This window comes from Burkholderia sp. HAN2018 (assembly GCF_024704855.1).
Classification (GTDB): domain Bacteria; phylum Pseudomonadota; class Gammaproteobacteria; order Burkholderiales; family Burkholderiaceae; genus Burkholderia; species Burkholderia cepacia.
The window spans coordinates 1-14,353 of the sequence record NZ_QOBB01000026.1 but is presented as its reverse complement, the minus strand read 5'-3'; the positions used below and the strand labels follow the sequence as shown (position 1 = coordinate 14,353).

The 14,353-nt window shown below is 69.1% G+C and carries 15 protein-coding genes; 2 read left to right on the top strand and 13 right to left on the bottom strand.

Annotation, left to right across the window (positions count from 1 at the left end; genetic code table 11):
* The first annotated feature begins 35 nt into the window (after positions 1-35).
* Positions 36-1,001, top strand: coding sequence for a D-2-hydroxyacid dehydrogenase (locus DPV74_RS08960; protein ID WP_119337021.1), 966 nt, complete (start codon positions 36-38; stop codon positions 999-1,001).
* Positions 1,002-1,294: 293 nt separating this feature from the next.
* Here the strand turns inward: DPV74_RS08960 and DPV74_RS08955 are convergent, their stop codons facing one another.
* From DPV74_RS08955 to DPV74_RS08895, 13 genes are all read right to left on the bottom strand, one after another.
* Entirely contained in the window at positions 1,295-1,507 is a 213-nt protein-coding gene (locus DPV74_RS08955; protein ID WP_006497261.1) for a hypothetical protein, read from the bottom strand.
* Positions 1,508-1,903: 396 nt separating this feature from the next.
* Positions 1,904-2,341 (bottom strand): hypothetical protein, encoded by a 438-nt coding sequence (locus tag DPV74_RS08950; protein WP_021159623.1) that lies wholly within the window; start codon positions 2,339-2,341, stop codon positions 1,904-1,906.
* 124 nt (positions 2,342-2,465) lie between these two features.
* Complete coding sequence (locus DPV74_RS08945; RefSeq protein ID WP_027787391.1) at positions 2,466-3,398, bottom strand: ABC transporter permease; 933 nt, start codon at positions 3,396-3,398, stop codon at positions 2,466-2,468.
* The gene (locus tag DPV74_RS08940) at positions 3,398-4,270 is read right to left on the bottom strand and encodes an ABC transporter permease (protein WP_059682835.1); all 873 of its coding nucleotides are present in this window, start codon (positions 4,268-4,270) and stop codon (positions 3,398-3,400) included. The genes DPV74_RS08945 and DPV74_RS08940 overlap by 1 nt, the downstream gene beginning before the upstream one ends.
* 46 nt (positions 4,271-4,316) lie before the next feature.
* Positions 4,317-5,396, bottom strand: a complete 1,080-nt coding sequence (locus tag DPV74_RS08935) for an ABC transporter ATP-binding protein (RefSeq protein ID WP_027787393.1) — start codon at positions 5,394-5,396, stop codon at positions 4,317-4,319.
* A 49-nt stretch (positions 5,397-5,445) separates the two neighbouring features.
* Positions 5,446-6,612, bottom strand: a complete 1,167-nt coding sequence (locus tag DPV74_RS08930; RefSeq protein ID WP_119337020.1) for an ABC transporter substrate-binding protein — start codon at positions 6,610-6,612, stop codon at positions 5,446-5,448.
* A gap of 283 nt (positions 6,613-6,895) precedes the next feature.
* Complete coding sequence (locus tag DPV74_RS08925; RefSeq protein ID WP_162922994.1) at positions 6,896-7,069, bottom strand: hypothetical protein; 174 nt, start codon at positions 7,067-7,069, stop codon at positions 6,896-6,898.
* Positions 7,070-7,204: 135 nt separating this feature from the next.
* On the bottom strand, positions 7,205-7,798 hold the full coding sequence (locus DPV74_RS08920) for an alpha/beta hydrolase (RefSeq protein ID WP_119337019.1): 594 nt from the start codon (positions 7,796-7,798) through the stop codon (positions 7,205-7,207).
* Positions 7,799-7,814: 16 nt separating this feature from the next.
* Complete coding sequence (locus DPV74_RS08915; protein WP_119337018.1) at positions 7,815-9,179, bottom strand: MFS transporter; 1,365 nt, start codon at positions 9,177-9,179, stop codon at positions 7,815-7,817.
* A gap of 164 nt (positions 9,180-9,343) precedes the next feature.
* Positions 9,344-10,399, bottom strand: coding sequence for a 3-keto-5-aminohexanoate cleavage protein (locus DPV74_RS08910; protein ID WP_021159631.1), 1,056 nt, complete (start codon positions 10,397-10,399; stop codon positions 9,344-9,346).
* Positions 10,400-10,518: 119 nt separating this feature from the next.
* Positions 10,519-11,367 (bottom strand): TauD/TfdA family dioxygenase, encoded by an 849-nt coding sequence (locus tag DPV74_RS08905; protein ID WP_021159632.1) that lies wholly within the window; start codon positions 11,365-11,367, stop codon positions 10,519-10,521.
* Positions 11,368-11,377: 10 nt separating this feature from the next.
* Positions 11,378-12,358, bottom strand: coding sequence for a quinone oxidoreductase (locus DPV74_RS08900; RefSeq protein WP_119337017.1), 981 nt, complete (start codon positions 12,356-12,358; stop codon positions 11,378-11,380).
* An 18-nt stretch (positions 12,359-12,376) separates the two neighbouring features.
* A complete protein-coding gene (locus DPV74_RS08895) occupies positions 12,377-13,378 on the bottom strand; it encodes a universal stress protein (protein ID WP_119337016.1) in 1,002 nt (333 codons plus the stop codon).
* A gap of 241 nt (positions 13,379-13,619) precedes the next feature.
* On the opposite strand from DPV74_RS08895, the gene DPV74_RS08890 reads away from it, so the two are divergent.
* Positions 13,620-14,353 (top strand): AAA family ATPase (locus tag DPV74_RS08890; protein WP_346341568.1); only part of this gene is annotated, 734 nt, incomplete at its 3' end.

Genomic DNA, 14,353 nt, shown 5'->3' with positions numbered 1-14,353 from the left:
GCGCCCGCCCCGGGCGCCTGCCAGCGAGGCTCGCCATGTTTTCCGTTTCCTCTCCCGCGAAGATCGTGTTCCTCGACCGCGCGACGCTGTCGCCGCAAACCGTGCTGAAGCCGTTCCCGTTTCCGCACGCGTTGCGCACGTTCGAGCGGACGGCCGCGCACGAGGTCGCTTCACGCATCGGCGACGCGGACATCGTCGTGACCAACAAGGTGCGGCTCGACGCGGCGGCGCTTGCCGGCGCGCGGCGCCTGCGGATGATCGCGATCGCCGCGACGGGCACCGACATCGTCGATCTCGACGCGTGTGCCGCGCACGGCATCGTCGTGAGCAACATTCGCGGGTATGCGGTCCGCACGGTGCCCGAGCACACGTTCGCGCTGATCTTCGCGCTGCGCCGCAGCCTCGTCGCGTACCGCGACGCGGTGCGCGCGGAGCGCTGGCTCGACAGCGGGCAGTTCTGCTTCTTCGACCATCCGATTCGCGACCTGGCCGGCTCGACGCTCGGGATCGTCGGCGACGGCGTGCTCGGGCGTGCGGTGGCCGGCATCGCGCGCGCGCTCGACATGCGGGTACGGTTCGCCGCGCACGGCGATGCGTCGGGGGACGACTACGCGCCGCTCGACACGCTGCTTCGGGACAGCGACGTGATCACGCTGCACTGTCCGCTCACGCCCGCGACGCGACACCTGATCGACGCGGCCGCGTTCGCGCGGATGGCGCGCCGGCCGCTGCTGATCAATACCGCGCGCGGCGGGCTCGTGGATGAAAACGCGCTCGTCGACGCATTGCAGTCGGGGCAGATCGCGGGCGCGGGGTTCGACGTGGTTACGCAGGAGCCGCTGCCGGCCGCGCATCCGTTTCACGCGATCCTGTCGCATCCGGCCTTCATCCTGACGCCGCACGTCGCGTGGGCGAGCGACGAGGCGATGCAGGCGCTCGCCGATCAGCTCGTCGACAATGTCGCCGCGTTCGTCGACGGCGCTCCGACGCATGTGGTGTGACGCGCAGCCGCGGGATCGTTTCGACGGCTCTACGAGAAAAGCCCCGCTCGATTGCTCGAAGCGGGGCTTTGGATTGGGAGTTGCTTACGCCAGTGACCCGGCACGTAGCGGGTTTGTGCATCCACCCTGTCTTGCAGCGGGTTTCTGAATGCCTGATGAGCGCTACGTCAGGGAACTCGGGCCGCCGATGCTGCAGGGCCGGTCTGGCGCTGGCCGGGCCCCACACTGGAACTCGCCGGCTTTGGCTGCGGCGCACCACCCGGCGCGCTGATCCCGACCCGAATGCGCGCGTTTCAGTAAGCGGACATCTCGACGCAAGGATCGACCTTGGACGGCGAGCAGATGACCGAATACTTGGCGCTCTCGCGCATCAGCGCTTCGCCTTCGTGCAGCGCGATCTTGATCTCGGGATGACGCTCGTACGCGAGGAATGCCGAGCACACGACCGCGGACATCACGACGAGGGAAAACACAAATTTTTCAAGGGTTTGGAAACGTTCAGGCATGGTTCGACCTATCACTTAGGCCGTGATTATATCTCGAAATAAGGGTTTTCCCTATAAGTCGGCCCGCATACCGAGGATGCATTCGGTCGCGCGCGGACGCGATGCTCGCGCCCTTTTTCCCCTGCCAGTCCGCGCCTGAGTGTCGGTCGAACGGGATGGGGCGACCGGTTGCGGGGGGCGCGTCGTACCGGCGCTGCCGGTAACCGTGTCCGGCCGCCAGGCCGGTCGCTGGCGCCGCCCCGCCGCTGCGCCAGCCCCGGTGCATCCGGCGATGCGCTCGCGGGCAATCGGTCAGTGGCGTGAAGTTGGCGGAAGGCGCGGCGCGGCGTTCGGGCGCGACAGGCCGCGTATTACCGGAGGAAAACGCCCCGCCCGTCGCCCTCGCAGGTCACCGCGTCACTGCGGCGCCGACGCGCCGCTTGCCGCATTGCCGGGCCATGCCTTGCCGATCTGGTCGACCAGCGATTTCGCGGTACCCGTCACGATCGCCGCGTCGACGCCGGACGTCTGCCACGAGCCGTCGGCGGCCTTCACGAAGGTCAGGTTCGCGCGCGACGGCTTGTAGTCGGTATTGCGCCACGTGACCACGACGTCGCACGAGTAGGTTCGATCGCCGACCTTCTTGCAGTCGCCGTCGGGCTTCGCCGACACGACATCGGCCGAGACGGGCAGCGGCTGGCCGAACAGCGCGTTCAGCCCGCCGTGGTTTTCCGCCTCGAGCGCGCGGCGCACGGCGGCATCGACGTCGCCCGATCCGGGGCCGTCGTGGAGCAGGTTGCAGGCGGCCAGGAGGGTCGATGCACCGGCGAGTGTCAGCAGCGTCTGGAACTTCATGGATATCCGTTATCGGGGGAACGCCGCGTAGTCTGCAACGTCCGCGTATCGTGCGCGGTATCCATTTGTAACCAATTGCACGGGCGCGATCGCCCCTCCGCTTCTCCCTCGCCTGCTGACGCGCCTACTGCCGCTCCTGCTTCACGCGGCTCACGAGCTGCGTCGGGCTCACGAACTGCAGCGCGATGACCACCCATACGAGCGTGATGGCCATGTAGATCATCGCCATCGCGTCGATCGACTGCGGCGCGCGCACGCCGGTCGAGAACACCGCGTAATACAGCGCGACGACGAGCGTCTGCGTGCTCGGCCCCGCGGTGAAGAAGGTCAGCTCGAACATCCCGATCGTGCGCACCAGCACGAGCAGCCCCGCCGCGAGCATGCCGGGCACGAGCAGCGGCAGCAGCACATGGCGGAAATAACGCCACGTGTTCGCGCCGAAGATGCGCGCGGCGGCTTCGAGATTCGGATCGATCTGCTCGATGAACGGCGTCATCACGAGGATCACGAACGGCAGCGCCGGCACGAGGTTCGCGAGGATCACGCCGGGCAGCGTGCCCGCGAGCCCGACCTTGTACATCACGGTGGCCATCGGGATCCCGTACGTGACGGGCGGCACCATCAGCGGCAGCAGGAACACCAGCAGCGCGAAGCGCTTGCCGCGAAACTGCACGCGCGCGAGCGCATAGGCGGCCGGCACGCCGAGCGCGATCGACAGCAGCACGACCGCGCCGACGACCTCGACGGTCACCCACAGCACGCTCGCGAGCTGGAAGTCCGCCCACGCCTTCGCGTACCAGTGCAGCGTGAAGCCCTGCGGCAGCGGCGTGCCGAACCAGCGTGTCGCGACCGAGTTCACCGCGACGGTCGCGATCAGCAGCATCACGTTCAGCAGGAAGAACGCCATCAGCCCCCAGACGAGCGCGTGCCACGCACGGCCGGCGAGATGGCCTGCCATCTTCCGCGGTTTCCTCGCGTCGGCGGGCCGCACGTCGGGCGGGTCGGGTGCGTCGTGCTTCGGCGGCCACGCGCGGGCGGCATGATTGTCGGTCGCCATCAGCCCTTGCCCCCCGTCACCGCGCCGGTATAGAAGAAGCGGCGCGCGCCGAGCATCGACGCGACCACCAGCAGTTGCACGAAACCCATCACGATCGCGATCGCCGATGCGAGCGAATAGTCGTAGCTCTCGAACGCCGCTTCCGCCGCCGCGATCGAGATCACGCGCGTGGGCCCGGCCGGCGCGCCGAGCAGCACGGCCGACGGGAACACCGAGAACGCCTGCACGAACGACAGGCACGCGGCCATCGTGAGCCCCGGCACGAGCAGCGGCAGGTAGATCCGCCGGAACTGCTGCCACGGGTTCGCGCCGAGCGTCGCCGCCGCGCGCGCGAGTGTCGGGTCGATGCCGCTGATGTACGAGAGCATCAGCAGGAACGCGAACGGAAAGCCCGACACGATCAGCGACAGCAGCACGCCCCAGTAGTTGTGCGTGAGACGCACTTCGTCGGTGTACAGGTGCAGCCCCTGCAACGCCTGCGGGAACCAGCCGTTCGGCCCGAAATACGTGAGCATCCCGTCGGCGACGAGCACCGTGCCGAGCGTGACGGGAATCACGAGCAGCGTCGTGACGAACTTCTGGTACGGCGAATTGCGGCGCAGCGCGAACGCGACGGGCACCGCGACGCCGACGTTGAGCAGCGTCGCGGGCACCGCCAGCTTCAGCGTGACGAGCACCGTGGGCCACATCGCGGTGTCGGTGAAGAACTGCACGTAGTTCGCGAGCGCGCCGCCGCCGTTCATCGGCTGGAACGACAGCACGAGACCGTATGCGAACGGATAGATGAACAGCGCGACGATGAACGCGAGTGCGGGTGTGACGAGCCAGGCTTTCGCGTCGCGCGGTGTGCCGCCTGCCGGGAGCGTGCTCACGCGGCCTCCCGGTGGCGCGTTGCAGCGCACGCGATGCGGCGGCCGTTCATCGCGCGTCTCCCGCATAGACGAGCGTGCGCGACGGCGCAACACATAACCGCAAATGCTCGCCCTCCGCGAATTCGCCGGCCACGCGCGCCCAGATCGGGCCGAACGGCGTGGCCGCACGGATCAGCGAATCGCGGCCGCCGTATTCGACCGTTTCGACGGTCGCGTCGAACGCGTTGCCGGCGCCGTCTGCCGCGCGCTCGATGTCGTCGGGGCGCAGCGCGACCGCGACGTCCTTCGCATCGAAGCCGGCCATCGGCACGCCCGTGAGCCGCACGCCTGCGGCGCTGACGTTGACGTGGCCGCCGGCCATCCCGTCGAGCGTGAACGGCAGCACGTTGCGATAGCCCATGAAACGCGCGACGTGCAGGTTGTGCGGGCGCGTGTAGACGTCCTTCGGCGTCGCGACCTGCTGTACGACACCCTCCTTCATCACGACGATGCGGTCGGCCATCGACAGCGCCTCGTCCTGGTCGTGCGTCACGTAGATCGTCGCGCGTTCGAGCTGCGTGTGGATGCGGCGGATCTCGGCGCGCATCTCGATGCGCAGCTTCGTGTCGAGGTTCGACAGCGGCTCGTCCATCAGCACGAGCGGCGGCTCGATGACGATCGCGCGTGCGATCGCGACGCGCTGCTGCTGCCCGCCCGACAACTGCCCGGGCAGCTTGCCCTCGTGGCCGACGAGCTGCACGAGTTCGAGCGCCTGCTGCGCGCGCCGCCGCGTTTCCTGCTTCGGCACGCCGCGCATCTTGAGGCCGAAACCGACGTTGTCGAGCACCGACAGGTGCGGAAACAGCGCGTAGTTCTGGAACACCATCCCGAAGCCGCGGCGCTCGGGCGGCAGCACGTCGATGCGCGTGTCGTCGAGCCAGATGCCGCCGCTCGTGAGCGGCTGCAGCCCCGCGATGCAGTTCAGCGCGGTCGACTTGCCGCAGCCCGACGGGCCGAGCAACGCGATGAACTCGCCGCGCCGGATCTCGAGGTCGAGCCCGTTCAGCGCGGCGACTTGCGCACCTTCCGCATTGGTGAAGCTGCGGCTGACGCCATCGAGCCGCAGCCGTTCGAAACTCTGCTTCATTGCGCGAACTCCATCGACGCGGGCGCCGCGGCGCCCGCCGGCCCATGCGTCACTTCGACTTCTGCGAACCGATCTCGCGATCCCACTTCTGGAATGCGGCGACCATCGCCTGCGCGCTGAGCGGCTGCACGTGCGGGCGATCCGCCAGCAGCTTCGCGTATTCCGGGCGGCCGAACTTGCGGATCACTTCCTGGCTGTGCGCGGGCGCCATCTCGAGCGTCACGCCCTTCACCGCCGGGCCCGGATAGAAGTAACCGTCGTCGTAGGTCATCGCCTGCTGCGCCGGTTCGAGCAGGAAGTTCATCAGCTTGAACAGCACGTCGAGCTTGTCCTTCGGCACGCCCTTCGGGATCACCATGTAGTGCGCATCGTTGACCCACGTCATGTTGTCGAACGCCTGGACCCGGAACTCGGCCGGCACGATGCCGAGCGCACGCGGGTTGAGGTCCCAGCCGGTGACGGTCACGGTCATGTCGCGCGTGCCTTCACCGAGCTCCTTCATCACCGCCGACGTGCCGCCCGGGTAGTACGGGACGCAGTCGTTGAGCTGCTTCAGGAACGCCCAGGTCTTGTCCCAGCCGTTGATCGGGTCCTGCGGGTTCTTGTCGCCGAGCACGTACGGCAGCCCCATCAGGAACGTGCGGCCGGGGCCCGAGTTCGCCGGGCGCGCGTAGATCAGCTTGTTCGGGTGCGCCTTGCACCACGCGAGCAACTGATCGGGTGTTTTCGGCGGGTTGCTGACCTTCGCCGGGTTGTATTCGAGCAGCGGGCCGGCCGGCATGTAGGTGACTTCGAGGCCGAAGCCCTGTGCGAGGTCCTGCATCTTGCGCGGGCCGGGTGCGTACCTGTCGAGCACGCCGGGGAATGCGCCCGCGTTGTCGGGCAGCACCTTCAGCCACAGGTTCTGCTCGATGCCGGCGGCCAGCGCGTCGGTGCCCGTCAGCACGAGGTCGATGTCGGCGCGCCCCGCCGCCTGCATCGCCTTGATCTTGCCCGGCAGCTGCGGCGCCGGCGCGTTCGTGAACGTGACGCTCGACACGAGGGTCGGGTTCTTGTCCTTGAAGGCTTCGATGGCCTTCTGCGTGAGTTGCAGGTTGCCCGCGACATCGACGATGTTCAGCGATACGGGGGCAGCAACGGCTGCCGAGGCCGACAGCGTGAAGCCCACGGCGAGTGCGATCCGGCGGACACGGCGAGCGATCGTGGTGGCGTTCATGTCTCCTCACTTCGGTCGGTGGATGGGACCTTTCTTTTCAGGAAATCATGACGGCGTTATACGATGTCGGTCAACAAAAAACCGATCGGCGTGGGGCGGGACTTTCCCTGACAAACACCTTCCGGTGAGTGCCAATTTGGTTACCGGGCAAGATGGGCCGGGGATCGTGGCTGGACGCCCAGTCGTCTTGCGACGTCATATCTCTGCGGGGGCAATCCGGGCGAAGCGGATACAACGGGCCCCGACTGGATCGGTGCCGTCGGCGTTCGGCAGGCCCGGCATATCAGCGGTTCTTCGGCGCGATCAACACGGCCCGGTGTCCGGAAATGACTTTTCGCGCCGCGCGCAGCACGTCGCCCTTCTCGGCTTCGGTCGAAGCCTTGGCCTCGTGGGTGGGACGGATGATCGTGCGGGGTTTCAACGCAACTCTGTACACCACCTTTCGTTTGGGATCCACGACGGCATTTCGCTAAAACAATGACAGCGATCGGCCGCTTGTCCGCCAATCGGATGGAGCGGTCGCGTCGCTGTCAGTCATGGTGCCCGATGAATGGACGAAAAAGGCCCGAGGACGGCAAACAATGCCCGAATATCAATTCCTCAAGCCTGAATCGCCTTCACCCAATGCCCTCACCTCGTCGATCAACCGTTCCGCATCACGCCACTCGCCATACCCGGACGCCGGATTCAGGTGCCCCACCTCGCCGAGATCGACGAGCCTGCTGCCCCACCCTGCCGCCAGCGTTTCGACGCGCTCGTAGCGCGCGAGCGGATCGTTGCGGCTCGCGGCGACGATGCTCGGAAACGGCAGCCGCCCGGTCGGTACCGGCGTCCAGCCGTTCGCGTCGATTGCGTCGGGCGCCGGATAACCGGCGGGCATCGGCGTATCGAGATCGGCCGGCGCCGCGAGCAGCGCGCCGTGGATCTTGCGCGTGGCCTGCCGCGCCCAGTGCACGGCAATCATCACCCCCGCGCTGTGCGCGACGAGGATCACGGGGCCGTCGATCGCGGCCAGCGCCGCATCGAGCGCCGCGACGCGTGCGGCACGGCTCAGCTTGTCGGCTTCGAGCGGCGCGACGGCGCGTGCGTTCGGCAGGCGCCGTTCGAGGTGCGTCTGCCAGTGGTCTTCGACGTGATCGCGCAAGCCGGGCACGATCAGGATGGTGGGTGCGGTCGTCAGGGTCATGCAGCCTCCGAAGCGTTCAGGAAAGTCTGGGCGCGCGCCGTTCACGTTCGACGCGCGCGAGGTCGGCCACATAGCTCGCGCGTCCGATCGCGAACAGCACGGCGGCCATGAGCGGCACGACGGGAATCCATTGGAGTGCGCCGACGAGGCCGGCGCGATCGGCGGCCCACCCCGTCAGCAGCGGGCCCGGCGCCATGCCGAGCAGGTTGTTGGCGAGCGTGAGCGTTGCGAACGCCGATGCGTGGATCGCGGCCGGCGTCAGGTTCGCGACCATCGCACCCGACGCACCGGACGCGCCCGCGCCGACGAGCATTCCCGCGCAGATCAGCGCGAGCTGCAGCGGCCCGGGCGGCAGCCGGAACGCGACCGCGAGGCAGACGCCGGTCAGCACGCAATACGCGATCGCGGTCAGCCACTTGCGCTTGCCGTCGGTTTTGCCGACGCGGTCGGTGACGATCCCGCAGCCGACCATCCCGATACCCGCGAGCAGCACGAAACCGGCGGCGAGCACGGCCGCGCGGTCGGGCGCCATCGCGTAGTAGCGGTTCAGGTAGCTCGGCAGCCATGCGAACAGCGCGCCCGGCACGAACAGGTGCAGCCCGCTGCCGAGATATGCGCAGATCACCGAACGCGACGCGAACAGCCCCGACATCAGCACGCGCACGCTGCCGCGCAGGTCGCGCGGCGTGTCGGTGTCGCGCCGGCATGGTTCGGCGCCGTATTCAGTGCCGCATTCAGTGCCGTATTCAGAGCGATATGCGGCGAGCCGCCGTTCGGTCACGACGCAGCGATACGCGACGAGCAGCACGATGCCGAGCGCGGCCATCACGCCGAACGACCAGCGCCAGCCGAGATGCGCGCCGACGAGCCCGCCGAGCGCCATGCCGAACACGGAGCCGAATGCGCCGCCGGCCATGAACGCGCCGGTCAGCGTCGCGCGCAGCCGCGCCGGGAAGATGCTGAGGATCAGCGCGACGCCGACGCTGCCGTACGCGGCTTCACCGAGCCCGACGAGGCCGCGCGCGACGAGCATCTCCGTGTAATGGGTCGACAGCGCGCAGCCGAGCGTCGCGACGCTCCACAGCGCGGCCATCAGCACGATGCTGCGCACGCGCCCGAAGCGGTCGGCGAGCACCGACAGCGGAAACGTCAGCAGCCCGACCAGCAGCGCGACGACGCCGGAGAGCGAACCGAGCTGCGTGTCCGACAGCGCCCATGCTTGCTTGAGCAGCGGGAACACGGCGTTGAGCACCTGCCGCGACATGTAGTCCGACAGCAGCAGGCCGACGGTCAGCCCGAACACGAGCCACGCATAGGTGGGCGCGCGCCGGCCGGCGGCGGCGACGTCCTGGAGCGACGGCTCGACATGATGGATCAGCATGCGTGTCTCCTCCGGCACCGGAGCGATCGTGCCCCGGCGCGGCTTGCGTGGCCCCGCTCCGTTGACCGGAGTCCGCCCCCCGCTTCACACGCGGGGATGGGTGCCACGCCACAACGATCGGCGGGCCGCGGCCGCCATGGCCGCTGGCCCGGATGCGCGGCGCGTCAGGCGGCCCGCAGCGGCACGTTCGGCTGGCCCGGCCGGCGGTTCGGCGCCATCCCGAGCTGCGCCAGGGTCTCGTCGATGCCGTCGTACTGCACGCCGATCCGGTAGATCGCCTTCGCCTCCTTGCCGGTCGCGATGTCGCGGCCGAGTTCGCGCGCGATCCGTGCGCACTGCTCGACCTGCTGCACCGAGGTCATCCGGTTGCCCTTCTGGTCGATGATCGTGTCCTCGATCCCGCAGCGCGGATGCAGGCCCAGCGCCATCGCGACCGTGTTGATCGGCAGCACGTTCTTCATCAGGGATTCGAGCGTGATGCACGCGCCATCCGGGCAGCGCCGCACGAATTCCATGAAGTTGTACGGATTCGGGCCGTCGAAGCCGCCGCCGATGCCGACCCACGTGACGTTCAGCGGGCCGCGATAGACGCCGCGGCGGATGATCCGTTCGAGCGTTTCCAGCGCATGCATGCCGGTGAGCTGGAAATGCGGCTGGATGCCGGCCGCCTGCAGGCGGCGCAGGTGCTCGTCGACCCAGCCGGGGCCGGCCGGCACGGTCATCTCGCGGTACGCGTCCCACAACGCGGCTTCGTTCAGCGACGTGCCGGCGATGTCCTTGCGGTTCATCAGCTCGGTGATGTTCATCTGCACGGTGTTGATCGCGACCGTCACCTGGTCGGGCTTCGGCGTCAGCTCGGCGAGCATGTGGCGCGTGTCGTCGGACAGCCATTTTGCTTCCGCGCCGTCGCCTTCCGGCGCGAACGAGATCGAGCCGCCCACCTGCAGGATCATGTCGGGCACCGCCTCGCGCAGCCGGCCGAGCAACTCGTTGAACTTCGACAGCCGCTTGCTGCCCTTGCCGTCGAGTTCGCGCACATGCAGGTGCAGCACCGTCGCGCCCGCGTTGTAGCAGTCGACGGCCTTCTGCACGTGCTCGTCCATCGTCACCGGAATGTCTTCCGGAAAATCGGCGGGCATCCATTCGGGACCGTACGGCGCGACCGTGATGACTACCTTGTCCTGGTTTTCCGGGTGCAGCGAATCGTCGAGAAATTGCATGTCGTCCTCCAGTGGAAATCGTTTTTGTGCAGGCGTACGGGCGTGCGTATCCCGCCGTGCCGGGCGGCGGGCCCGGCGCGTCGTGTGCAGGTTGCGAATCGGTTAAGGTGCCGGCGCGCTCAGAACGGCACGTCGCCGACGATGCCCGCGCGTTCCATCCGGCGCACGCACGGCGGGTAGTCCATGACCGCGTAGTGCTGCGTGCTGCGGTTGTCCCAGATCGCGACGCTGTTCTTCTTCCAGCGCCAGCGCACCTGGTATTCGGGGATGTATGCCTGGCTGATCAGGTATTGCAGCAACTGGCCGGCGCCGGGATTCGCGTCCTGCCCGACCCGCACGCGTGCGGGCGTGTGGTAGTTCGTGAAATGCGTGGTGAACGCGTTCACGTACAGCACCTTCTCGCCGGTTTCGGGGTGCGTGCGCACGACCGGATGCTCGGCGTCCGGGTACTGCGCCTTCAGCGCGAGGCGCTTGTCGATCGGCATCGCCGCACCGAAGCTCGCCTCGATACTGTGGCGCGCGCGCAGGTCGTCGATCTGCTGCTTCACGTGGTCCGGCAGGCGCTCGTAGGCGAGCACCATGTTCGCCCACATCGTGTCGCCGCCAACCGGCGGACCGTCGATGCAGCGCAGCACGCAGCCGAACGGCGGCGCCACGCGCCAGCTCGCATCGCTGTGCCACGCATTCTCGTAGCGGTCGTTCGGCTGGTCGGGCGACTTGTAGATCCGCACGAGCCCCGGGTGTTCCGGGTCGCTGCCGGCGACCGGATGATCCTCGAGCTCGCCGAAGCGCCGCGCGAACGCGACGTGCTCGGCGCGCGTGATGTCCTGGTCACGCAGGAACAGCACGCGATGCCTGAGCAACTGCGCGCGGATCTCGGCGAACAGGCCGTCGTCGTGCACGGCGTCGGCGAGGCTCACGTCCAGCAGTTCCGCGCCGAGCGCACAGGTCAGGGGTTCGACTCGCATGCGCGTCTCCTCAGACGATGAACACCGACGAACCGGTCGTCTTGCGCGATTCGAGATCGCGGTGCGCCTGCGCGGCATCCTGCAGCGCGTAGCGCTGGTTGATTTCGATCCTGATGCGGCCGGCCGCGACGTGCGCGAACAGTTCGCCGGCCAGGTCGTTCTTCTCGGCCGGATCGGCGATGTAGTCGGCCAGCGCCGGGCGCGTCAGGTACAGCGAGCCCTTCATCGCGAGGCGCTGCGGATCGAACGGCGGGATCGGGCCCGACGCGGTGCCGACGCACACCATCAGCCCGCGCCGCTTCAGCGAATCGAGCGAGCCTTCGAAGGTGTCCTTGCCGACGCTGTCGAACACGACGTCGACGCCCGCGCCGTCCGTCAGCTCGCGCACGCGCTTCGCGACGTCCTCGCGGCTGTAGTCGATCGTATGGTCGCAGCCGTGCGCGCGAGCGATCGCGGCCTTCTGTTCGCTCGAAACCGTGCCGATCACCGTGAGCCCGAGCAGCTTCGCCCATTGCGACACGATCAGCCCGACGCCGCCGGCGGCCGCGTGCAGCAGGATCGTGTCGCCCGGCGCAAACGCGTGGATACGGCGCAGCAGGTAGGCCGACGTCAGGCCGCGCATCGTCATCGCCGCGGCCGTTTCGCACGAAATGCCGGCCGGCAGCCGCACGAGCGGCGCGGCGGGGATCAGCCGCTCGGTGCTGTATGCGCCGAGCGTGTTCAGGAAGCCCGTGTAGGTCACGCGGTCGCCGACGGCGACGTTCGTCACGCCCGGGCCGACGGCGTCGACCACGCCGGCCGCCTCGACGCCGATTCCGGCCGGCAGCGGCACCGGATACAGGCCGCTGCGGAAATACGTGTCGGCGAAATTCAGCCCGACGGCCTCGTGCCGCAGGCGCACCTGGCCGGCGCCCGGATCGCCGACGTCGACTGCTTCCCAGCGCAGCACGTCGGGGCCGCCGGTTTCGTGGAATCGCACTGCATGTGCCATCGTGTTCTCCGTATGTTGTCAGTCGAATGCGCGCCGCGCATCGTCGGGTTCGTTCATGTCCGGCGGCGTCGCGGCTGCGCCGTCCGCCAGCGGGTCGTCCAGTCCGGCCCAGTCCGCGTCGCCCAGGTAGCGTCGCGCGGCCGGGAAAATCACGCCTTCCATCCGCCCCATCTGCTCGAACGCGCCGTGCGCATAACGGGCGAGCGCCGCGTCGAACGCGGCCGACGGCAGCCCGTCCGCGGCGATCCGCTCGAGCGCATCGAGCGCTTGCGCATCGCGCTGCCGCTGGCGGTCGAGTTCGTCCAGTTCGGCCGCGACGCACTCCGCGCGCACGCGCAATGCCGCGAAGAGGTGCGCTTCGGCGGCCGTGCCGACACGGGCGCGCTGCAACGCGGCGAGCGATGCCAGCGCACGCTGTGCGTCGGCCGCGTGCCGCTGCAGTACGTCCGCGTGTGCGGCGGACGCCATCAGGCCATGCTGCGCGTCGCTCGCTTGCCGCTGCCGTGCATCCGCATCCGCGTCCACGCCGGACGCCATCAGCGCATGCAGCAACCCGCCGACCGCGCGATGCGCATCGAGGCAACGCGCCATCACGCGCGCCTCGGCCGGCGTTCGCCGCGACGTGCACACGAGCACCGGTACACCGCTCGTCGCGAGCAGGTGCTGCCGCTGCGCGCAGGCTGCCGCATCGGCATCGTGCGGCAGCGCCGCGACGCCGATCAGGTCGCAGCCGAGTTCGGCCGCCAGCGCGCCGGGTGCCGCGTCGCCGGCCCCCGGATGGCCGGCCCCCGGAAGGCCGGCCCCCGCGATCGCATGGGACAAACCCTGCGCACGCGCGGCGGCTTCCACTTTCGCACCGTGTTCCGGCAGCCGCGCTCCGGATAAACGCGAGGCCGGCGCGGCGCCGGCCAGCAGGAACGTGACCCGGGCGCCGACCGCGCGCGCCAGTTCGAGCGCATGGCCGATCGCGTCGATGCCGCCGGGCGCGCCGTCGACCGTCACGAGCAGATGGCGGTACATCGTGCCGCTCCGTTTATCCGGCGAGCGACGCGTTGCGCCGCGTGCCGGTCGATGCGATGTTCATGGCCCTCTCCTCGTTGCGTTCGTCATGGATCGGAACCCATGCTATCGACGCGGTGCCGGCACGGCCCCACTCGTCGCGGGGGGGATTGACGCGCGAACGCGGTTCGGCCGATCCTTCCCCCCACACCCACCCCGGACGCTGGCCCGCACGGCACCGCCGGATTCCCACTGCTGCCCGATGGCCCACCCACCCGCTCGCGCCGACGCGCCTCCCACCGAACTGGTCCTGAAGACGACCGCGCCGCGCGTGCCGGCGCAGTTGCTGGCCCGCGCGCGGCTGAGCCTCGCGTCGCCCGCTTTCGACGGCCGGCCGGTCACGCTCGTGCAGGCGCCGGCCGGTTACGGCAAGACGTCGCTGCTCGCGCAATGGCGCCGCGAGACCCTCGCGCTCGGCCGCGCGGTCGTATGGCTGTCGGCCGACGAGCGCGACGATGCGCCCCGGTTGCTGCAGGGGCTCGTGCAGGCGGTGCGGACCGGTTGCGCACGGCCCGGCTTCGGGCGCCTGATCCCGCCCGGCGCGGCCGACGCGGCGCGTGCGCTCGAAGGCGTGACCGCCTGGCTGGCCGAGGTCGCGCAACTGTCGATCGATGCGCTCCTGATCGTCGACGATGCGGAGCGGTTGCCGCCGGCCGGCCTCGAGGCGCTGACCTACGTGCTGCACAATGCGCCGCAAAACCTGCATGTCGTCGTCGCCGCGCGGCGCGGGCTCGACCACACGGCCGGCGACCTGCTCGCCGGCGGGCAATGCACGCTCGCGGGCCCCGACTGGCTGCGCTTCACGCTCGACGAGACGATCGCGCTGGTCGGCGCGCGCTTTGCGCAGCGGGTCGACGCCGACGCGTGCGCGCGGCTGTTCGAACGCGTCGACGGCTGGCCGCTCGGCCTGCAGCTCGCGATGGCCGCGATGGCGCG

Coding starts and splice junctions, on each gene's coding strand:
- DPV74_RS08960 (WP_119337021.1), top strand. CDS start 36: ATGTTTTCCGTTTCCTCTCCCGCGAAGATCGTGTTCCTCGACCGCGCG.
- DPV74_RS08945 (WP_027787391.1), bottom strand. CDS start 3,398: ATGGCGACCGACAATCATGCCGCCCGCGCGTGGCCGCCGAAGCACGAC.
- DPV74_RS08910 (WP_021159631.1), bottom strand. CDS start 10,399: ATGCAATTTCTCGACGATTCGCTGCACCCGGAAAACCAGGACAAGGTA.
- DPV74_RS08920 (WP_119337019.1), bottom strand. CDS start 7,798: ATGACCCTGACGACCGCACCCACCATCCTGATCGTGCCCGGCTTGCGC.
- DPV74_RS08930 (WP_119337020.1), bottom strand. CDS start 6,612: ATGAACGCCACCACGATCGCTCGCCGTGTCCGCCGGATCGCACTCGCC.
- DPV74_RS08950 (WP_021159623.1), bottom strand. CDS start 2,341: ATGAAGTTCCAGACGCTGCTGACACTCGCCGGTGCATCGACCCTCCTG.
- DPV74_RS08955 (WP_006497261.1), bottom strand. CDS start 1,507: ATGCCTGAACGTTTCCAAACCCTTGAAAAATTTGTGTTTTCCCTCGTC.
- DPV74_RS08935 (WP_027787393.1), bottom strand. CDS start 5,396: ATGAAGCAGAGTTTCGAACGGCTGCGGCTCGATGGCGTCAGCCGCAGC.
- DPV74_RS08915 (WP_119337018.1), bottom strand. CDS start 9,179: ATGCTGATCCATCATGTCGAGCCGTCGCTCCAGGACGTCGCCGCCGCC.
- DPV74_RS08905 (WP_021159632.1), bottom strand. CDS start 11,367: ATGCGAGTCGAACCCCTGACCTGTGCGCTCGGCGCGGAACTGCTGGAC.
- DPV74_RS08900 (WP_119337017.1), bottom strand. CDS start 12,358: ATGGCACATGCAGTGCGATTCCACGAAACCGGCGGCCCCGACGTGCTG.
- DPV74_RS08895 (WP_119337016.1), bottom strand. CDS start 13,378: ATGTACCGCCATCTGCTCGTGACGGTCGACGGCGCGCCCGGCGGCATC.